Here is a 20,286-nt window from a genome sequence, read left to right as displayed (position 1 = left end):
AAACATTGTTAGTTTAATCTAAAATTATGATGAGAGAAATAAGGTGATATAAATGCAAATTAAAAATCTATCTATTGCATACGGTCAAAAACTTGTTGTGGAGGATATCTCCCTACAAATAGAAAAAGGTAAGATGACAGGTATTATCGGTCCAAACGGTGCAGGGAAATCAACGTTCTTAAAAGGACTCATCGGCTTGCTTCCTCGTAATTCAGGCGCGGTAACTTGGGAAGAACATGATATCGAGCATATGCGTGGTTCAATTGCTTACGTTCCCCAAAGAAACAGTGTAGATCTAACTTTTCCAATCACAGTACTAGACACGGTACTCATAGGCACGTATCCGAAACTCGGTCCTATCAAGCTACCAAGAAAGAAAGAGCGTGAAATCGCGCGCAAAGCCTTAGCAAAAGTTGAAATGGAGAAGTTCGCAAAACGTCAAATCGGTGAACTTTCAGGTGGGCAGTTACAACGTGTTTTCATTGCACGCGCCTTAGCACAACAGGCTACTATTTTTCTGCTTGACGAACCGTTTGTTGGAATCGATATGACAAGTGAAGCGCTTATTATCGAAGTATTGAAAAAATTGAGAGATGAAGGGAAGACGATAATCGTTGTACACCATGATTTCCATAAAGTGGCGCGGTATTTCGATAATGTTATTTTATTAAATCAACAATTAGTGGCGCACGGTGAGACAGAAAAAGTATTTACGAAAGAAAATATTTTGAGAACATACGGACAAGGGTTTGACTGGGAGGTGAGGCACTAATGTTATTTTTAGATGGATTGATGCAGTACGAGTTTCTACAAAAAGCATTGCTAACATCGGTTATTGTTGGCGTTGTTTCTGGCGTGATTGGTAGTTTTATTATTCTGCGAGGCATGTCATTGATGGGGGATGCGATTTCTCATGCGGTCTTGCCAGGAGTCGCGATTTCGTATATGTTGGGAATCAATTTTTTCTTAGGTGCTACAGCGTTTGGTATTGTTGCGGCACTTGGAATTGGCTTCGTGAATCAGAACAGTCGGATTAAAAATGATACGGCCATTGGGATTGTTTTCAGCTCATTTTTTGCATTCGGAATTATTATGATTTCACTTGCACAAAGTTCAACGGATTTGTATCACATTTTATTTGGGAATGTGTTGGCGGTTCGTAGTAGTGATATGTGGATGACGATTGGGATTGGCGTGTTTGTTATTTTATTGGTGGCGTTGTTTTATAAGGAGCTGTTGGTTAGCTCGTTTGATCCCACGATGGCACAAAGTTACGGTTTAAAAGTTCGGATGCTACATTATTTTTTGATGACTTTATTAACATTAGTGACGGTGGCATCGCTACAAACAGTGGGAATTATTTTAGTTGTAGCAATGCTTATTACACCAGCTGCGACGGCTTATTTGTTGACGAACCGCCTATCTATCATGCTGTTTTTAGCAGCAGTTTTTGGGGCGGTGAGCGCTGTTATCGGTCTCTATTTTAGCTATATGTATAATTTGGCCTCAGGGGCATCGATCGTTCTGGCTGCGACGGGGTTATTTATCATCGTCTTTCTATTTTCGCCGAAACAAGGACTTATTTTTGGAAGAAGGAGCGTGAAGTCATGAAAAAATTAGTTTTAGCAGGTGTTATTGGTGTTGCTCTATTTTTACTGTCTGCGTGCGGAGGGAGTGAGAAGAAGGCGGATACAGAGAAGTTACAGGTAGTGACAACGTATTCGATTTTATACGATATTGTGAACCAGATTGGTGGGGATAAAATTGACTTGTATAGTATTGTGCCGATTGGAACAGACCCTCATGAATATGATCCGTTGCCAAAAGATGTGCAAAAAATGGCGGATGCGGACTTGATATTTAATAACGGTCTGAATCTGGAAACAGGGAATGGTTGGTTCGACAGATTGATAGCTTCTTCGGGAAAAAAGGAGGCCGTATCGCTTAGTGAAGGTGTGTCACCTAAATTTTTGACGTCAAAGGGGAAGGAAAGTGAAACAGATCCTCATGCTTGGTTGGACTTGCAAAATGGCATCAAGTATGCAGAAAATGCGAGGAATACACTGATGAAAAAAGACCCAGAAAACGCGGATTATTATAAAGTACGGGCTAAAGAATATATTGGAAAATTGGAAAAGCTTGATAAAGAAGCAAAGACGAAATTTGCCGATTTGAAGCATAAGACACTAGTTACGAGTGAAGGCGCATTTAAATATTTTGGTGCAGCATATGGATTGGATGCAGCTTATATATGGGAGATTAACACAGAAAATCAAGGGACACCAAATCAGATGAAGCAAATTATTGAGACGATTCGAGTAAAAAAAAGTACCAGTTCTATTTGTAGAAACAAGTGTTGACCCGAGAAGTATGGAGAGCGTATCGAACGAGACGAACGTCCCTATTTCAGCTAAGTTATTCACAGATTCTACTGCAAAGTCCGGTGAAACAGGCGACTCTTATTTAGAAATGATGCGCTGGAACATAGATAAGATATACGACGGATTAAAAAATAACAACTAAAAAAATAGATGAGTCCGTGACAAAAGGTGTTTGTACACAAAAATAAGCAAGATATCACGACTTCCTTTTTTTGGGTAAGACGTAAATCTTGCTTCACACAAATCGAGCAAAACCCTTTGAATACAAACGCTTGTCGCCGGCTTATCTGGGTTATGCCCCAAACTCATCTATTTTAAAATCGCATTAATTTTCGTTCTGTAAATCGAACTCGGATAGACAGGATAAATGCTGCAATAAACAATCCTGTGCTAAGGCCAATCCAGAATCCGAATGGGCCGAGGTCTGTGTAGGACAAAATGAGTCCAAGTGGCAACCCTATGACCCAGTAAGAGATGAAGGCGACGATGGAGGTCACCATAACATCTTTATAGCCACGTAATGCTCCGAGTACAGGCGATAGTAAGGCATCGGCAAACTGGAAAAGAACAGCATAAATCAAGAAGTGAGTAATCAAGTCCGCAAGTTCAGGATCTGAGGTGTAGAGCAACGAAATTTGGTCGCGGAATACTAATAGCAAAACGCCATTCAACACACCGATAGAGATGGCTGAAATCATCCCGATATGCCGATATTTTTTTGCATCAGCAATACGCTTTGCACCAGTTTCAAATCCAACTAAAATAGTTAATGCAGCCGCGATACTGAGTGGAAATGCGTAAAGTAAGGTCGGTACGCTGATTGCTGATTGATGCGCCGCAATCGTATCCGTTCCAAAGCGCCCCATAAATACCGTTACCGCTGAGAAAATACTAACTTCAAAAAGAATTGTTAAGCCGTTTGGTACGCCAAGTTTGATGATTTCTCTGATTTTTCCCCAATCAAATCTAGTGAATCCAGAGAAAATGTGAAAATCGCGAAGTCTTTTTTGACTTTGAATTAGAATAATCGTGACGAGTAATACAATCCAATATGTAATCCCTGTTGCGTAGCCACTTCCAGCGCCGCCCATTTCTGGAAAGCCCCAGTTTCCGAAGATTAGTAAATAGTTCAAGAAAATATTTACAGGAACAGTGATTAGTGTAATCATCATTGTAACTCGAGTCAATCCAAGCGAGTCAATAAATGCTCGCAAGACAGAGTAAAAAAAAGAATGCCGGTATCCCAAAACAAATGCCATTTAAAAAATGTTTTGCAATATCTGCAACGGCAGGTTCGAGTCCCATCGCGTGCAATATCGAAGGCACAAATAGAAAGTTAAGCGCGAGTAATAGGGCGGCCAAGCCAATTGCGATATAGAGCCCATTGTTCACGGTTCGTTTAATATCGTGATGCTCCCCGCGGCCTAATAACTGCGCAATAATCGGGGTCACGGCCATCAATAATCCAGATAAACTTGCATTAAAAGGTCCCCATAGTGAGTTCCCGATAGCAGTCCCAGCGAGCGCTTCGTTAGAGTAATGCCCCGACATCATCGTATCGATTAAAGCCATTGAAAACAGCATTAATTGTGAGATAACGACAGGTGTGAATATAACTAAAAATTGGCGCCATTTTTCACTGCGCGTATATGTTTGTTCCAAAATGTTGTTCCTCCCTTTTCTTGAAAACCCTTCAACACCCGATTATAGCACAGATGACAAAGCCTCGTCACGAAAACGAGGTACTCTTTTTTCTAGTTAGAAAGTAAAGCTCTATGCGAATTCGCTCGTGTCTGTTATAATAAGGATTCGTGGTAGGGGCGAGACTCTACGGGTTGGGAGAGGGATAATTGAATAAAGAGGAATTATGATGCACAAATTATTGGACAAAATCTTTCAGTTGAAAGCACATCGGACGACTGTTCGAACGGAACTTTTAGCTGGGATGATAGGTTTTTTCACCGTTGTCTACATTATTGTTGTTAATAGTTCGATTTTGGCTGAGGCGGGTGTACCGTACCAAGGTGCCATCCTTGCAACAATTTTTATATCGGTTGTTGGTTGTTTAGTGATGGGGTTTTGGGCAAATGCACCGCTTATTTTGATGCCAGGAATGGGGATTAACGCGCTGTTCGCTTACAATTTCGTGCAAACGCTCGGATTGACTTGGCAGCAAGCGCTGGCTGTTGTTGTCATCAGTGGCTTCTTATTCATGATTTTAGCATTCACACCGTTAGCTAGAAAGTTGAACGACACAATCCCGCTTATTTTAAAGCAAGGGATTACGGTCGGTTTAGGGCTGTTTTTGGTGTTGCTTGGTCTTGAAAAGGGGGCAATCGTCATGCGCGGGGAACATGCGATTTTAGCGTTTGGAAACATGCATGATCCGTTTGTGCTTGCAACGGTTATTACGCTGGTGTTAACACTGATTCTGCTTGTTCGTAAAGTACCAGGCGCTTTCTTATGGAGCATCCTCATTGGAACGGTTGTTAGTGTTCTATTCGGGGTTCATGGTGAAGTTTCAAAAGATGCGATGAGTTTGGCACCTTGGAAAGAAGTTTTGTTTCAGACTGATTTTTCTGGTTTCGGACAAGTAGCGTTTTGGACAAGTGTGTTTTCGCTTACAATGGTACTCGTGTTTGAAACGGTGGGCTTGACGTTTGGCCAAACGAAACAATTAAACCAGACGGAAAAATTACCACGCGTCTTGCAGGCAAGCAGTTTCACGGCTTTCTTATCTGGATTGTTTGGAACGAGCCCGACGATTTCGGCGTTAGAAAGTGGTTCGATGACTGGAAGTGGTGCCAGAACAGGACTTGCATCTGTGTCGGTTGGTATTTTCTTTTTAGCGTCACTTGTGTTAATGCCATACATTTCGTTCATTCCAAATAGCGCGATTGCTCCAATCTTAATTGTAATTGGTATGTCCATGGTGCAGGAAATCAAAGAAATGGATTTTAAAAATGCTGCCGATACTTTCTCAGCGCTCCTAATCGTCGTTATCATTCCATTCTCGTATAGTATCGCAGACGGAATTGCAGTCGGATTTATCGCATACCCGATTTTGAAATTATTCGCAAAAAATCGCACGCGTACGCCGATACTTATGTATATCATTGCGGCTCTATTTTTGTTACAATTTATACTGCAGTGATCATGTGTGAGATGAGTCTAGCACGTTTGTCGGACTCATCTCATTACATATTTAACAAAGAAAAGAGGAATCATCGTGATTTATTATTATCTAATCGCACTTGTTATTATCGTGATCGATCAGTTTACAAAATGGCTTATCGTGCAAAATTTAGACCTAAGGGAAGTTGTGGAAATCATTCCTGGTTTTCTAAATATCACGTCGCATCGAAATTCTGGTGCTGCGTGGGGGGTTTTAGAGGGTAAGATGTGGTTTTTCTATCTGATTACGCTCGTTGTTATCGGTGTACTGATTTATTTCATGCAACGTTACGCGAAAAATAGTAAGCTTTTAGGTGTAAGTTTAGCCTTTGTTTTAGGAGGTGCGATTGGGAATTTTATCGATCGTGTACTCCATCAGGAAGTGGTTGATTTTGTACAAACCATTTGGGGAAATTATTACTTCCCAATTTTTAATGTGGCGGATGCAAGTTTGACGATAGGCGTGATTTTACTCATTGTCTACGTGTTCTTGGATGATCGCAAATCGAAAGGAACGAAAACATGACGCAAAAAACCGTAATTATTCCGGAAAAACTAAATCTTGAACGTTTGGACAAAGGTCTCGCAGAACTATTGGGAATGACACGTTCAGGCATTCAAACCTTGCTAAAAGACGATGTAATTCTAGTCAATGGCGAGAAAGCAAAAGCGAATTATAAATGCAAAACAGGCGATGAAATCACGTATATCGTTCGTGAAGCAGAGGAACTTGATATCGTGGCTGAGGATATTCCGCTTGATATTTATTATGAGGACGCAGACGTACTTGTCGTTAATAAACCTCAGGGTATGGTCGTTCATCCATCTGCAGGTCATATATCAGGAACGCTTGTTAACGCTTTGCTTTTTCACTGCAAAGACCTTTCCGGCATCAATGGAAAAATTCGACCAGGCATCGTGCATCGTATTGATAAAGATACGTCCGGTCTTTTGATGGTTGCTAAAAATGATAAAGCGCATGAATCTTTGGCAGAACAGCTCTACGACAAAACAAGCGATCGAGAATATATCGCGCTTGTTCATGGCGTGATTAAGCATCAAAAAGGAACGATTGACGCTCCGATTGGCCGTTCTAAAGAAGATCGTCAAAAAATGGGTATTGTGAGTGATGGCAAAGAATCGCGGACGCATTTTGAAGTATTGGAGAGGTTTAAAGGTTATACGTTAATCAAATGCCGTTTAGAGACTGGCCGGACACATCAGATTCGCGTACACATGAAATATATTGGGCACCCACTTGCTGGTGATCCGAAATATGGATTGAAGAACACGATGAAAGGTGAAGGGCAATTTTTACATGCGTCAGAGCTTGGATTTACACATCCAACAACAGGAGAACGAATGAAGTTCGAGGCACCTTTACCTGTGATTTTTCAGGAAGCTTTGGAATCGTTGAGAGGATAAAAAGGCGTTTATTTCAAAGGTTGTGATTAACCTGATTTGCGCTTTATCGAAAGCTTGATGAAACTAGTTGACAAACCGAGTCCAGTACGATAAACTAAATCTAGTTAAATAACAGTCCTTTAACATAGTCCAGAGAGGCTAAGAAGGTGACGTGATATTTGGGTTTTTGTGCCCAATTTGATTCTAGACATGTACCCTTTGCCAAACTCTTGGTGGAGGGTTTTTATTTTGCCTAATTGATTTGGGAGGGGAAAAAATGCCAGAAGAGGTTGTTGTGATGGATGAAGCGGCGATTAAACGGGCGCTTACGAGGGTGAGTTACGAAATCATCGAACGGAATAAAGGAACCAAGGATTTGGCGCTTGTCGGCATCAAAACACGAGGTATTTTCTTAGCGAATCGCTTGCAGGCTCGTATCAAAGAAATTGAGGATGTGACAATTCCTGTCGGTGATGTGGATATCACGCTTTACAGAGACGATTTAACTTTTAAAAATGAATCCTCAGAGCCGTCACTAAATGGTACGAATGTTCCTTTTGATGTTAATGGGAAAAAGGTTGTGCTAGTTGATGATGTGCTATATACAGGCCGAACGGTGCGTGCCGCAATGGACGCGCTGATGGATGTAGGACGACCGGCTGGTATTCAATTGGCGGTTTTGGCAGATCGAGGACATCGAGAACTACCAATTCGAGCGGATTTTGTTGGTAAAAACATTCCAACATCGAGCGAGGAACGGGTAGAGGTACATTTGACAGACGTTGATCACACAGCAGATGCTGTTATGATAATTAAATAGGATAATCCAGAATGTTGAAAAACACTTTTCGTAAACTATTCGCCGAACCCCAGCGTGTCGACAAATGCTTAGATCCTAGGCAAAGCCAGGCACTGGCGCGCAGACTTTAACGACGAAGTCGACAAACTGGAATACACTTTTAATGGGCAGTCCAGAGAGGCTGATAAAGGGTGATGAATGGAAATAGGTTTTAACCTAGTCCAGTACATAACTGCTCTTTGTCGCAATTTGGCAAAGAGTATTTTTATGACTTAGAACCGGAAAAGAGGGAGTAAAATGACAGAAGAAACGACATCGGAACATTATGTAAAACCAGTATTAGATATTCACGAGAAACCAACATGGAACAAATGGATTGTGCTGAGCATCCAGCATCTGTTCACGATGTTTGGCTCGACAATATTTGTACCGACTGTGACGCATTTGAACCCAAGTGTTGCGCTGATATCGAGTGGCCTTGGAACACTTGCTTACTTAATTATTACACGGGGGAAAATTCCTGCTTACTTAGGATCATCATTTGCGTTTATAGCTCCGATAACGATGCTGCTTGCGGCGAAATCGGGTGGCGGACCTGGCGCGGTAATGGTTGGTACGTTCTCGGTCGGCGTCGTATACGCGATTGTGGCGCTACTCGTTTATTATGTAGGGATTGAATGGATTCAACGGGTACTTCCGCCAATCGTGGTTGGGCCGGTTATCATGGTTATTGGTTTGTCACTAGCACCAAGCGCTGCGGCGATGGCGATGGGGACGAATGGCGGCGGAGCATATGATTATAAAATTTTGGCGGTGGCTCTCATCACCCTTGTCGCAACGATTATCGCGATGATGTTTTTCAAAGGTTTTTTCGGACTAATCCCGATACTTTGTGGCTTTGTCATTGGGTACTTGGTGAGCATGGCTTTTGGGTTGGTAGATTATACATTGATTCAAAATGCGAGTCTTTTCCAAATTCCAGACTTCACGATTCCATTTGTAAATATGGATCCAGTTGTGACACTGACCGTTGTGTTTTCAATGGCGCCGCTAGCTTTTGTTACGATGGCGGAACATATGGGGCATCAGTTGCTTTTGAATCGGATTACAAATCGTAACTTCTTTAAAGATCCGGGATTACATCGTTCACTTGCGGCGGATGGAACGGCTTCGATTATTGCCTCGCTGATTGGTGGACCTCCTGTTACGACTTATGGGGAAAATATTGGGGTGCTAGCGATTACGAAAGTGTATAGTGTATTCGTTATTGGCGGTGCGGCGGTGCTTGCCATCGCGTTCGGATTTATTGGCTATATTAATGCAGTGATTACATCGGTACCAACTGCGGTGCTTGGTGGGATTTCCTTGCTGTTATTTGGAGTTATCGCAACGAGTGGTTTGCGGATGATGATTGAGAGTCGTGTGGATTTAAGCCAGAATCGTAATATGATTATCGCATCGGTTGTACTTGTTGTCGGAATCGGTGGTTTGATGATTAACATCGGCTCGTTCCAACTGTCAGGAATGGCGATGGCAGCGCTTATTGGTATTATTTTAAACCTTGTCATACCAGAAAAGAAAACAGCACATAAATAACATCTTACGAAAACCTCTAAAAACGCAATTTTGGAGGTTTTCCTATAAATAGCATTTCATTTTTTAGAAAAGGTGGCGGTTCGAATGAAGGATTTAGTGTCGATGGAGGAACTTTCTGTAGCGGAAATTGGCGAGTTATTGGAGCAAGCAGGGCGCTTCAAGCAAGGGGAAATTTGGACTCCGAAAAAGCAAATGTATGCGGTGAATATGTTTTTTGAGGCGAGTACGCGAACGCATAATAGTTTTGAAATGGCTGAGAAGAAGCTTGGCATCGATGTTCTTTCTTTCGACCCATCTAAATCAAGTGTGACAAAAGGGGAGACGCTATATGATACGGCATTGACTATGCAAGCAATTGGTGTAGATGTTGCGGTTATCCGGCATTCGGATGAGAATTATTATGAACCACTTCGAAAATTAGGTATTGCGGTCGTGAATGGTGGCGATGGTTGTGGACAGCATCCTAGCCAGTCATTGCTGGATTTGTTTACGATTAAAGAAGAGTTTGGTGGCTTTAAAGGATTGAAGGTTGCGATTGTCGGGGATATCGTGCATAGCCGAGTGGCGAATTCAAATATGCAGGCGCTGAAACGATTGGGTGCTGAGGTGTTTTTTGCTGGGCCACCGGAGTGGATGCGTGAGAGTTGCGCGGAGCTTGGGACCTATATGGCGATGGACGATTTGGTAGAACAAATGGATGTGATTATGTTGCTGCGTGTACAGGAGGAACGGCATGATGGCTTGCTTAGTTTTACGAAGTCGGACTATCATGCGCTGTATGGGTTGACGGAAGCAAGAGCGGCGAAGATGAAGGAGCGCGCGATTATCATGCATCCAAGTCCAGTGAATCGGGACGTAGAAATTGCAGATTGTTTAGTAGAGTGCGAAAAATCACGCATTGTAGAACAAATGACAAATGGTGTTTATATTAGAATGGCGATTTTAGAGGCTGTGTGCCAAGATAAAGAAATGAGGGTGACGACATGTACGTATTGAAAAATGGGAAAGTATTGACGGAAACTGGGGATTTAGTAGTGAAGGATGTAGCGATTGAAGATGGTCGTGTGGTGGCGATTGGTGATGGGATTGAAGCAAGTGAAGGAGCGCGTGTCATCGATGTAGCTGGAAAATTGATTGCACCAGGATTAGTAGACGTGCATGTTCATTTGCGCGAGCCAGGTGGGGAGCATAAGGAGACGATTGCGACAGGAACGGCATCTGCGGCTCGCGGCGGGTACACAACGGTTTGCGCGATGCCCAATACGAAACCGGTGCCGGATACAGCGGAGGTTATGGCACAGGTTGTGGATCGGATTAAGGAAACAGCCGCGGTTCGTGTGTTGCCATACGCTTCAATCACAACGAGCTTGAAAGGTGACGAGTTGGTAGACTTTAAAGCTTTGAAGGAAGCAGGGGCATTTGCTTTTACGGATGATGGTGTTGGGGTTCAAACGGCTGGCACGATGTATGAGGCAATGAAGGAAGCTGCGGCACTTGATATGGCAATTGTTGCGCATTGTGAGGATAATTCATTAGTATACGGCGGAGTTGTACACGATGGAATTTTTGCAAAAGAGCAAGGTTTGGCAGGTATTCCTAATATTGCGGAATCGGTTCAAATTGCACGTGATGTTTTGCTTGCGGAAGCGGCGAATTGCCATTATCATGTGTGTCACATTTCGACAAAGGAATCGGTTCGTGCGGTTCGTGATGCGAAACGTGCAGGAATTCGCGTTACAGCGGAGGTATCGCCACATCACTTGATTTTGAATGAGATGAGTATTCCGAAGAATGATGGGAATTGGAAAATGAATCCACCATTGCGTTCGCAAGAAGATCATGCGGCATTGCTAGAAGGGTTGCTTGATGGGACAATTGATTTTATCGCAACAGACCATGCGCCACATTCGGCAGAAGAGAAGAACCTGCCGATGGAGAAAGCGATGTTTGGAATCGTTGGCTTGGAGACAGCATTCCCACTACTTTATACGCAATTTGTAAAAACAGGTGAATGGACACTCAAGCAATTGATTGATTGGATGACGGTAAAACCAGCGGCGTGCTTTAATCTTCCGTATGGTGTACTGGAAATCGGAGGTATTGCGGATGTGACAGTAATCGATTTGGAAAAAGAAGCCACGATTAACCCAGAAAATTTTGCATCGAAGGGTAGAAATACACCATTTACTGGTTGGGATTGCATTGGTTGGCCGGTTGCGACGTTTGCTGAGGGTAAGCTTGTTTTTGAAGAAGGGGTGGAATAACGCATGACAAAACGGATTTTGATGCTGGAAGATGGTAATTATTTTATCGGCGAGGCGATTGGTAGTGACCGCGAAACGATTGGGGAAGTTGTTTTCAACACGGGAATGACAGGATATCAGGAGACGATTACCGATCCGAGTTATTATGGACAAATCATCACGTTTACATATCCGCTCGTTGGGAATTATGGTGTGAATCGTGACGACTTTGAGTCGATTCACCCAGCTGTCAAAGGCGTGGTTGTGCGTGAGGCGGCAGAGTTTGCGTCAAATTGGCGGAACCAAATGACGCTAGATCAGTTTTTGAAGGAAAAAGATATTCCAGGGATTGCGGGAATTGATACGCGTAAATTAACAAAGATTATTCGTCAGGAAGGAACGCTAAAAGGGATTTTGGCTCCGGAAAAGGCGAATCGTGAAGAGTTGTTGCATCATCTGCGTTCCGTGCGCCTTCCAGTCGACCAAGTTCGCGAAGTTTCTTGTTCGAAGGCGTTTACGAATCCAGGTGAAGGAAAACGGGTTGTGCTTGTAGACTACGGTGTGAAAAGTAGCATTATGCGTGAGTTGAATCGTCGTGATTGTGATATTACCGTCGTGCCCTATAACACGACAGCAGAAGAAATTCTTGCAATGCATCCTGATGGCGTGATGCTTTCCAATGGTCCTGGAGACCCGAAAGACGTACCAGAAGCGATGGAAATGATTCGTGGTTTGCAAGGAAAAGTGCCACTGTTCGGGATTTGTCTAGGACACCAGCTCTTCGCTTTAGCAAACGGCGCGGATACGTTTAAATTAAAATTCGGACATCGCGGGGCGAACCATCCTGTGAAGGAATTGGCAACGGGACGTGTTGATTTTACGGCGCAAAACCATGGCTATGCGGTAGATGCCGATTCACTTGTGGATAAAGACATTGTTGTAACGCACGTGGAATTGAACGATGGAACGGTGGAAGGCTTGGCACACAAGAAATTTCCGGCTTATACAGTGCAATACCACCCAGAAGCAAATCCTGGGCCGAGTGATGTGAATTATTTGTTTGACCAATTTATAGCAATGATGGAGAAGGAGGGAGCGGAGCAAAATGCCTAAACGTGAGGATATTCAAACTATTTTAGTGATTGGTTCTGGTCCTATTGTTATCGGACAAGCTGCGGAATTTGACTACGCGGGAACACAAGCGTGTCTGAGCTTGAAAGAGGAAGGGTACCGGGTTGTACTTGTGAATTCGAATCCGGCGACGATTATGACGGATGTGGAGATGGCGGATAAAGTTTATATTGAGCCGATTACGCTTGATTTTGTATCGCGTATTATTCGGAAGGAACGCCCAGATGCCATTTTGCCAACGCTTGGTGGTCAAACAGGACTTAATATGGCGATGGAACTTGCCGAAGCTGGCATTTTGGATGAGTGTGGTGTGGAAGTTTTAGGAACGGATTTGGTAGCGATTAAGAAAGCAGAGGATCGCGAGGCGTTTCGTGATTTGATGCATGAGCTTGGTGAGCCGGTTCCTGAGAGCGATATTATTCATAGTTTGGATGAGGCGAAAAACTTTGTTGCGAAAATTGGTTATCCGGTTATTGTTCGCCCGGCGTATACGCTCGGTGGTTCGGGTGGTGGGATTTGCCTAAATGATGCGGACTTGGCAGAGATTGTGGCGAGTGGTTTGAAACTAAGTCCGGTGACGCAATGTTTGCTTGAGCGCAGTATCGCTGGTTTTAAAGAGGTCGAGTATGAAGTGATGCGCGATGCGAATGATAACGCGATGGTCGTTTGTAATATGGAAAATATTGATCCAGTTGGCATTCATACAGGAGATTCAATCGTTGTCGCGCCAAGTCAGACGCTTTCAGATCGGGAATACCAAATGCTTCGTGATGTGTCGCTCAAAATTATCCGAGCACTGGAAATAGAAGGTGGCTGTAATGTCCAGCTAGCGATTGACCCGGATAGTTACGATTATTATGTTATTGAGGTGAACCCGCGTGTGAGCCGTTCGTCGGCGCTCGCTTCAAAGGCAACAGGTTATCCGATTGCAAAATTAGCTGCGAAAATTGCTGTTGGCTTGACGTTGGATGAGATGAAGAACCCAGTAACAGGAACAACGTATGCGCATTTTGAACCGGCGCTAGACTATGTTGTGTCGAAGATTCCTCGCTTTGCTTTTGATAAATTTGAAAAAGCAGATCGTCGTTTGGGAACGCAAATGAAGGCAACTGGTGAGGTTATGGCGATTGGACGGAATTTGGAAGAGTCACTTTTGAAGGCGGTTCGCTCCCTTGAAATTGGTACAGCGCACCTGTATTTGGATGAAGCAGAGAACGCGAGTTTAGAGGAGTTGGAACGCAAAATTTGTTTTCCGGAAGATGACCGCCTGTTTTTCTTAGCTGCGGCACTCCGCAAAGGCTGGACGATGGAAGATTTACACGCAAAAACGAAAATTGATTTGTTCTTCTTGTATAAATTGGCAAAAATTATTGAACAGGAATCAGAAATTGCAACGAATGTTGGCGATTTGGAATGCTTACGTGCGGCAAAACGGAATGGATTCAGTGATGTAGCGATTGCAAAACTTTGGAATATGAAAACCTTTGAAGTATACGATATTCGTAAAGAAGCGGGAATAATTCCGGTTTATAAAATGGTAGATACATGTGCAGCGGAATTCGAGTCTAGTACACCATATTTCTACAGTAGCTACGAAGAGGAAAATGAATCGATTTGTACGGAAAAGGAAAGCGTTATTGTACTTGGCTCTGGGCCGATTCGGATTGGACAAGGTGTTGAGTTTGACTATGCGACGGTGCATTCGGTTTGGGCGATTCAGCAAGCGGGATATGAAGCAATCATTATCAATAATAATCCAGAAACAGTTTCGACAGATTTCAGTATCTCAGATAAACTTTACTTTGAACCGTTGACGCTAGAAGATGTAATGCACGTAATCGAACTTGAAAAGCCACTGGGCGTTGTCGTACAATTTGGCGGTCAGACAGCAATCAATTTGGCGGATGGTTTGGCAGAACGCGGCGTAAAAATTCTCGGGACATCACTTGAGGACATCGATCGTGCTGAAAATCGTGATAAATTTGAAAAGGCACTGGTGGAGCTTGAAATCCCACAACCGGCTGGGAAGACAGCAACGTCAATCGATGAGGCCATTGCGGTGGCAACAATGATTGGGTACCCTGTCCTCGTGCGCCCTTCGTATGTGCTCGGTGGTCGTGCGATGGAAATTGTGGAATCGGAAGAAGCATTACGTTATTATATGAATAACGCGGTAAAAGTAAATCCGAAACACCCGGTGCTTGTGGATCGTTACGTGCAAGGTCAAGAAGTGGAAGTGGATGCGATTAGTGACGGTGTGAATGTCGTGATTCCAGGTATTATGGAACATATCGAACGGGCTGGCGTCCATTCGGGTGACTCGATTGCGGTTTATCCTGCTCCAAGCTTATCGCAACATGTGAAAGATTTGATTGTTGATTACACGACGCGACTTGCGAAAGGTCTAAACATCATCGGGATGCTGAACATTCAATACGTTGTTGCGGATGAGGAAGTTTTTGTTATTGAAGTCAATCCAAGGTCGAGTCGAACGGCACCTTTCCTAAGCAAAATTACGGATATTCCGATGGCGAATGTGGCGACTAAGGTTATTTTAGGGAAAACATTGGTAGAACTTGGATATAAAGAAGGTTTAGCACCGGAAAAACAAGAGATTTTTGTGAAAGTACCGGTATTCTCGTTTGCCAAATTACGTAGCGTAGACACGTCGCTTGGCCCTGAAATGAAGTCGACTGGAGAAGTTATGGGTAAAGATCGTACGCTTGAAAAGGCCTTGTACAAAGGTTTTGTGGCGAGTGGCGTGAAAATGCTCGATTACGGAACGGTGTTATTGACGGTGGCAGATCGTGATAAAGCAGAGGCGACAGCACTTGCAAAACGATTTAAAAATATCGGTTTCACTATTATGGCTACATCTGGAACGGCGCTTGTTTTAGAAGAGCAAGGCATTCCGGTTTCAAAAGTGAAGAAAATCGGCGAGAATCAGGAAACGTTGATTGATTACATTCGCAATGGGCAAGTAACGCTTGTCGTGAACACATTAACGACTGGAAAACAACCAGAGCGTGATGGTTTCCAAATTCGCCGGGAATCGGTTGAAAATGGTGTGCCGGTCTGTACGTCACTCGATACAGCAGAGGCCATTTTGCGTGTGTTAGAGTCGCGGTCATTCGAAATGGAAGCGATGGAGCCAGCGCGAGTTATCGAAACAGTATAAAGAACGGGGTGGAGAACGTTGAGACAAACGAAGATGGAAGTAGTCGGTCAAAAGTTAATCGCGGATCGGGTGTTTGAGCTGGTTTTACAAGGGGACATTGTGACGGAGATGCATCCGGGACAATTTATGCAGCTTAAACCTCGGCGATCGGATTTGCTTTTACGACGCCCGATTAGTATTTGTGGGATTGATAAAGCGCAAAACCAATGTACATTATTGTATCGCGTGGATGGAGACGGGACGGCGGATTTTGCGGAATTAGGAGCAGGGGATACAATCGATGTGATTGCACCGCTTGGTAATGGTTTCGCGCCACAAGAAACGAAGCCTGGTGAACACGCGCTATTAATCGGTGGTGGCATCGGAGTTCCACCGCTTTATCAGCTCGGCAAAGATTTGGTAGCACAGGGCTCCACTGTCACGTTTGTCTTAGGTTTTAGCTCGGCTAAAGATGTTTTCTATGAAAAGGAAATGGGAAAACTAGGCGATTGTTTTGTCGCAACTGTAGATGGGACGCAAGGTGTGCAAGGTTTTGTGACGACGATTACCGATGCGCTTGATTTCCTACCAGATACAGTGTACAGTTGTGGGCCGACTGCGATGTTACGTGTTGTAGCTGAACGTTTTGCGAATCAGCGAACTTTCTTGTCATTAGAAGAACGGATGGCGTGTGGCGTTGGAGCTTGCTATGCTTGTATTTACCAGCGTACTGATGATCCGACGAAGAGCTTTAAAGCATGCGATGAAGGCCCAGTTTTTCGGGCTGGGGAGGTAGTTATATGAACCGTTTAGCCGTTGAAATACCAGGATTGTCATTGAAAAATCCAATCATGCCAGCGTCCGGTTGTTTTGGGTTTGGCAAAGAATATAGTAAATTCTATGATTTGAACTTACTCGGTGCAATCATGGCAAAAGCAGTAACTCCAGAACCACGTTATGGTAATGCAACGCCACGTGTCGCAGAAACACCATCTGGCATGCTAAACGCGATTGGTCTCCAAAATCCTGGTCTCGATCACGTCATGGCAAACGAAATGCCTTGGCTAGAGCAGTTTGAAACGCCTATTATCGCGAACGTAGCAGGAGCATCCGAAGAAGATTACGTCAAAGTTTGCGCTCGAATTGGTGATGCACCAAATGTCAAGGCCATTGAGCTTAACATCTCGTGCCCAAATGTAAAGCACGGTGGCATCGCATTTGGAACAGATCCAGAAGTAGCCTACCAACTCACGAAAGCAGTAAAAGCAGTAGCGAGTGTTCCAATCTACGTTAAGCTTTCGCCAAACGTAACAGATATCGTCCCAATTGCTAAGGCGATTGAAGAAGCAGGCGCTGACGGACTTACGATGATTAACACGCTTTTAGGTATGCGTCTTGATCTTAAAACGCGCAAACCAATACTGGCAAATGGAACTGGTGGCTTATCAGGCCCATCCATCAAACCTATAGCAATTCGCCTCATCCATCAAGTACGCGCTGTTTCCAACATTCCAATTATCGGCATGGGCGGCGTCCAAACAGTAGATGACGTCCTCGAATTCCTAATCGCAGGCGCAGATGCTGTTGCAGTTGGTACGCTCAATTTTACGGAACCCTACATTTGCCCAAATTTAATTGATGCCCTGCCAGCTCGCATGGACGAACTAGGAATCACAACATTAGCCGACTTAAAAAAGGAGAGAACAAACGCATGACAAAACCAATAATCGCGCTCGATTTCGCCTCATACGCCCAAGTCGAAGCATTTTTTAAAACATTTTCCAAAAGGGGATACATTGTCCGTCAAAGTAGGTATGGAACTTTTTTACTTAGAAGGTCCGCACCTAGTGGAACGTCTAAAACATGATGGTCATGCAATTTTTCTCGATTTAAAATTGCATGACATTCCGAACACTGTGAAGAGTGCTATGATTGGACTTGCTCGCATGGGTGTCGATATGGTAAACGTGCATGCAGCAGGAGGTCGCGCAATGATGGAAGCTGCACTTGAAGGATTAGAAATCGGTTCTAGCTCTTCCCGTCGTCCACGTCTCATTGCAGTGACACAACTAACGAGCACGAGCGAAGCCGAGATGCAGTCGGATCAGCTTATCCAAGCAAGTCTTATGGACTCGGTACTTCATTACAGTAAACTCGCAAATGAAGCAGGTCTCGATGGTGTCGTCTGTTCTGCCCTGGAAGCTGGCAAGATTAAAGAAATCACTCGACCTGAATTTTTACGTGTCACACCAGGAATTCGCTTAGAAACCGATACAAAAGACGATCAAAAACGTGTCGTAACGCCACACCAAGCTCGCGAAATTGGTGCAACAGCAATTGTCGTCGGCAGGTCCATCACGAAAGCAAGCAATCCGTATCAAGCGTACGAAACTATTTTAAAGGAGTGGAACAAATGACTGTCGAAAAACAAGTGGCCGAACAACTACTAAAAATAAAAGCCGTATTTTTACAGCCAAACGAGCCATTCACATGGGCATCTGGCATCAAATCACCAATCTATTGTGACAATCGTCTGACATTAGGTTTTCCAAAAACACGTCAATTCATCGCAGGAGCACTTGCAGAAAAAATAAAAACCACATTTCCTGGTGTCGAAGTGCTTGCAGGAACTGCAACAGCTGGTATTCCGCACGCTGCATGGGCAAGCGACATCCTAGACTTACCAATGGTTTATGTTCGTTCCAAAGCAAAAGAACATGGCAAAGGGAACCAAATCGAAGGTCCTATCTCGAAAGGCCAAAAAGTAGTCGTGATTGAAGATTTAATCTCAACAGGCGGGAGCTCGATTACAGCCGTAGAAGCTTTGCGTGAAGCAGGATGTGAAGTACTAGGAATCGCTGCTATTTTTACATACGGATTAGAAAAAGGAAAAACATTGCTTGGCGCAGCTAACGTGGAAGTAGCGGCCTTAACCAATTATGATGCATTACTTGAAGTAGCTTTGGATGAAGGTTATGTATCAGAAGGTGACATGACAACACTGAAAGAGTGGAATAAAGACCCTGAAAATTGGGGGAAATAATAAATAACTTCGCCAAAATAAAACGCTATCTACGGATATATCGTCCTAGGTAGCGTTTTATTTTTTTGTTCTGGCTTTAGTTAGCTACTAATGTCTAAATTCCCCTGCTGACTCCCGCAAAATCAACTCCGTTCCAATCGCTATATTCACCATCGGAGCACTCGGATTTCGCAAGCGCCATTCCATTGTTTCCACGGCTTTTCTCCCCATAAATCGCAAATCAGTACACATTGTTGTCAGAGGCGGTTGTGCTAATATCGCAAACTCCGTATTATCAAAACAAACAATCGACACCTGTTCAGGAATCGCAAATCCCTTCGATTGAAAATATGAATTTAAAATAAATCCAAGCCCTGAGTTCACGCAAAACCACGCACTTGGCAATTCTTTCAAGCCTTCCAGTGCCTGAAATAAGGCTGCTTGCTCTTCTTTAATACTTGTAATCGTATAATTTGAATTCACTGGTAACTGATAATGTCGTAGCGCCTTAGAATATCCTTCAAAACGTTCCTCATAACTCGGTGAAAAATCAACATCACCAACAAACCCAATTCGCTCGTGTCCAAGTTTTATCAAATGCTCTGTAGCCACGAACGCACCGTCTTTATTCTGTGACAAAATCGTATCCGTTCGCAAATGAGGATCATGGTGATCAATCATCACTGTCGGCACATCTAACGCCAAAATCTGTTTCACAAAAACATCACTAATGTGCGATAAAATAAAAATACCTCGCCAATTCTTCTCTTTTAATTCACGTGGCAAAAGGTTTGAGGCAATCGCCTCTGGCCCGACAGCGAGTGTCGATAAATAAAAACCACGAGCAGTCATCTCTTGCTCCAAACTTAGGCAAATCTCTCCAAAAAAAACTTTTTTGTGATAAAGCGAATTCTGTTGCCACAAGGGCAAATTGATTATCCGTAGGCGTATAAATCACATCTTTTTTGTATTGGTAACCCATTTCATCAGCTTTTTGCAAAACGAGTCGCTTTGTTTGTTCGCCGACGCCATTTTTGTTCCCTAAAGCTTGTGATACTGAGTTTTTTGAAATATGTAGTGCATCAGCAATATCTTGCATCGTGACTTTTTTCATTCATTTTCCTCCTAGATGGGACTTTCTCTCATTTCATTATAAGAGTATTAGTTCTAGAAAGCAATTGAAAAGTAATGTAATTTGTAATGTAATTGTAAACGGATTATTTATACGTATAAAAGCACTATTTATTAAATGGTACACGAAAGTAATTGTTGACATTACAAAATGGTAATGTAATAATGTAATTGTAATTCAAGCGCTTACAAAATTACAATTATGATCTAACTAGGAGGACATGGAAGATGAAATTAAAAAAAAGTGG

Annotated in this window: 14 protein-coding genes and 4 pseudogenes; 16 read left to right on the top strand and 2 right to left on the bottom strand. The window is 43.3% G+C overall.

Annotated features, from left to right (window positions below; genetic code table 11):
* Positions 1-52: 52 nt before the first annotated feature.
* The 3 genes and pseudogenes from PROCOU_RS03785 to PROCOU_RS03775 all read left to right on the top strand — a co-directional run bounded on the left by PROCOU_RS03785 (position 53) and on the right by PROCOU_RS03775 (position 2,523).
* Positions 53-772 carry a metal ABC transporter ATP-binding protein gene (locus tag PROCOU_RS03785; protein ID WP_036069755.1) on the top strand — a complete coding sequence of 240 codons (720 nt, stop codon included), beginning with the start codon at positions 53-55 and terminating at the stop codon, positions 770-772.
* Entirely contained in the window at positions 772-1,611 is an 840-nt protein-coding gene (locus tag PROCOU_RS03780) for a metal ABC transporter permease (RefSeq protein WP_036069754.1), read from the top strand. Before PROCOU_RS03785 ends, PROCOU_RS03780 begins: the two co-directional genes overlap by 1 nt.
* Positions 1,608-2,523, top strand: a pseudogene (locus PROCOU_RS03775) (metal ABC transporter solute-binding protein, Zn/Mn family). Before PROCOU_RS03780 ends, PROCOU_RS03775 begins: the two are co-directional and overlap by 4 nt.
* A 172-nt stretch (positions 2,524-2,695) precedes the next feature.
* On the opposite strand, the pseudogene PROCOU_RS03770 reads toward PROCOU_RS03775, so the two are convergent.
* Positions 2,696-4,043: pseudogene (locus PROCOU_RS03770) on the bottom strand (MATE family efflux transporter).
* Between the two features lie 208 nt (positions 4,044-4,251).
* Between PROCOU_RS03770 and PROCOU_RS03765 the strand changes: the two are divergent.
* From PROCOU_RS03765 to pyrE, 13 genes and pseudogenes are all read left to right on the top strand, one after another.
* Positions 4,252-5,535 carry an NCS2 family permease gene (locus PROCOU_RS03765; RefSeq protein ID WP_036069753.1) on the top strand — a complete coding sequence of 428 codons (1,284 nt, stop codon included), beginning with the start codon at positions 4,252-4,254 and terminating at the stop codon, positions 5,533-5,535.
* Positions 5,536-5,613: 78 nt separating this feature from the next.
* On the top strand, positions 5,614-6,081 hold the full coding sequence (gene lspA, locus PROCOU_RS03760) for a signal peptidase II (RefSeq protein ID WP_036069837.1): 468 nt from the start codon (positions 5,614-5,616) through the stop codon (positions 6,079-6,081).
* Positions 6,078-6,980, top strand: a complete 903-nt coding sequence (locus PROCOU_RS03755) for an RluA family pseudouridine synthase (protein WP_036069752.1) — start codon at positions 6,078-6,080, stop codon at positions 6,978-6,980. Before lspA ends, PROCOU_RS03755 begins: the two co-directional genes overlap by 4 nt.
* Positions 6,981-7,236: 256 nt before the next feature.
* Positions 7,237-7,779 (top strand): bifunctional pyr operon transcriptional regulator/uracil phosphoribosyltransferase PyrR, encoded by a 543-nt coding sequence (gene pyrR, locus PROCOU_RS03750; protein ID WP_036069750.1) that lies wholly within the window; start codon positions 7,237-7,239, stop codon positions 7,777-7,779.
* Between the two features lie 276 nt (positions 7,780-8,055).
* A complete protein-coding gene (locus tag PROCOU_RS03745; RefSeq protein ID WP_036069748.1) occupies positions 8,056-9,354 on the top strand; it encodes a solute carrier family 23 protein in 1,299 nt (432 codons plus the stop codon).
* A gap of 84 nt (positions 9,355-9,438) precedes the next feature.
* A complete protein-coding gene (locus PROCOU_RS03740) occupies positions 9,439-10,350 on the top strand; it encodes an aspartate carbamoyltransferase catalytic subunit (protein WP_036069745.1) in 912 nt (303 codons plus the stop codon).
* On the top strand, positions 10,338-11,618 hold the full coding sequence (locus PROCOU_RS03735) for a dihydroorotase (protein WP_036069743.1): 1,281 nt from the start codon (positions 10,338-10,340) through the stop codon (positions 11,616-11,618). Before PROCOU_RS03740 ends, PROCOU_RS03735 begins: the two co-directional genes overlap by 13 nt.
* A 3-nt stretch (positions 11,619-11,621) precedes the next feature.
* Positions 11,622-12,710 carry a carbamoyl phosphate synthase small subunit gene (locus tag PROCOU_RS03730; RefSeq protein WP_036069741.1) on the top strand — a complete coding sequence of 363 codons (1,089 nt, stop codon included), beginning with the start codon at positions 11,622-11,624 and terminating at the stop codon, positions 12,708-12,710.
* Positions 12,703-15,906: a carbamoyl-phosphate synthase large subunit gene (gene carB, locus PROCOU_RS03725; protein WP_036069738.1), complete on the top strand. Its 3,204-nt coding sequence runs from the start codon at positions 12,703-12,705 to the stop codon at positions 15,904-15,906. Before PROCOU_RS03730 ends, carB begins: the two co-directional genes overlap by 8 nt.
* An 18-nt stretch (positions 15,907-15,924) precedes the next feature.
* Positions 15,925-16,689 carry a dihydroorotate dehydrogenase electron transfer subunit gene (locus tag PROCOU_RS03720; RefSeq protein ID WP_036069736.1) on the top strand — a complete coding sequence of 255 codons (765 nt, stop codon included), beginning with the start codon at positions 15,925-15,927 and terminating at the stop codon, positions 16,687-16,689.
* Positions 16,686-17,600 (top strand): dihydroorotate dehydrogenase, encoded by a 915-nt coding sequence (locus tag PROCOU_RS03715; RefSeq protein ID WP_036069733.1) that lies wholly within the window; start codon positions 16,686-16,688, stop codon positions 17,598-17,600. Before PROCOU_RS03720 ends, PROCOU_RS03715 begins: the two co-directional genes overlap by 4 nt.
* A pseudogene (gene pyrF, locus PROCOU_RS03710) lies at positions 17,597-18,302 on the top strand (orotidine-5'-phosphate decarboxylase). The gene PROCOU_RS03715 and the pseudogene pyrF overlap by 4 nt, the downstream one beginning before the upstream one ends.
* Positions 18,299-18,928 carry an orotate phosphoribosyltransferase gene (pyrE, locus tag PROCOU_RS03705; RefSeq protein ID WP_036069731.1) on the top strand — a complete coding sequence of 210 codons (630 nt, stop codon included), beginning with the start codon at positions 18,299-18,301 and terminating at the stop codon, positions 18,926-18,928. Before pyrF ends, pyrE begins: the two are co-directional and overlap by 4 nt.
* An 87-nt stretch (positions 18,929-19,015) precedes the next feature.
* Here pyrE and PROCOU_RS03700 read toward each other — a convergent pair.
* Positions 19,016-20,021 (bottom strand): annotated as a pseudogene (locus PROCOU_RS03700) (LacI family DNA-binding transcriptional regulator).
* Positions 20,022-20,286: the final 265 nt, after the last annotated feature.

Source organism: Listeria rocourtiae FSL F6-920, assembly GCF_000525975.1.
Lineage (GTDB): Bacteria > Bacillota > Bacilli > Lactobacillales > Listeriaceae > Listeria_A > Listeria_A rocourtiae.
The sequence above is the reverse complement of the archived record's forward strand: the minus strand, read 5'-3'. Positions and strand labels throughout refer to the sequence as shown.

Coding starts and splice junctions, on each gene's coding strand:
- PROCOU_RS03785 (WP_036069755.1), top strand. CDS start 53: ATGCAAATTAAAAATCTATCTATTGCATACGGTCAAAAACTTGTTGTG.
- PROCOU_RS03780 (WP_036069754.1), top strand. CDS start 772: ATGTTATTTTTAGATGGATTGATGCAGTACGAGTTTCTACAAAAAGCA.
- PROCOU_RS03765 (WP_036069753.1), top strand. CDS start 4,252: ATGCACAAATTATTGGACAAAATCTTTCAGTTGAAAGCACATCGGACG.
- PROCOU_RS03755 (WP_036069752.1), top strand. CDS start 6,078: ATGACGCAAAAAACCGTAATTATTCCGGAAAAACTAAATCTTGAACGT.
- pyrR (WP_036069750.1), top strand. CDS start 7,237: ATGCCAGAAGAGGTTGTTGTGATGGATGAAGCGGCGATTAAACGGGCG.
- PROCOU_RS03745 (WP_036069748.1), top strand. CDS start 8,056: ATGACAGAAGAAACGACATCGGAACATTATGTAAAACCAGTATTAGAT.
- PROCOU_RS03740 (WP_036069745.1), top strand. CDS start 9,439: ATGAAGGATTTAGTGTCGATGGAGGAACTTTCTGTAGCGGAAATTGGC.
- PROCOU_RS03735 (WP_036069743.1), top strand. CDS start 10,338: ATGTACGTATTGAAAAATGGGAAAGTATTGACGGAAACTGGGGATTTA.
- PROCOU_RS03730 (WP_036069741.1), top strand. CDS start 11,622: ATGACAAAACGGATTTTGATGCTGGAAGATGGTAATTATTTTATCGGC.
- carB (WP_036069738.1), top strand. CDS start 12,703: ATGCCTAAACGTGAGGATATTCAAACTATTTTAGTGATTGGTTCTGGT.
- PROCOU_RS03715 (WP_036069733.1), top strand. CDS start 16,686: ATGAACCGTTTAGCCGTTGAAATACCAGGATTGTCATTGAAAAATCCA.
- pyrE (WP_036069731.1), top strand. CDS start 18,299: ATGACTGTCGAAAAACAAGTGGCCGAACAACTACTAAAAATAAAAGCC.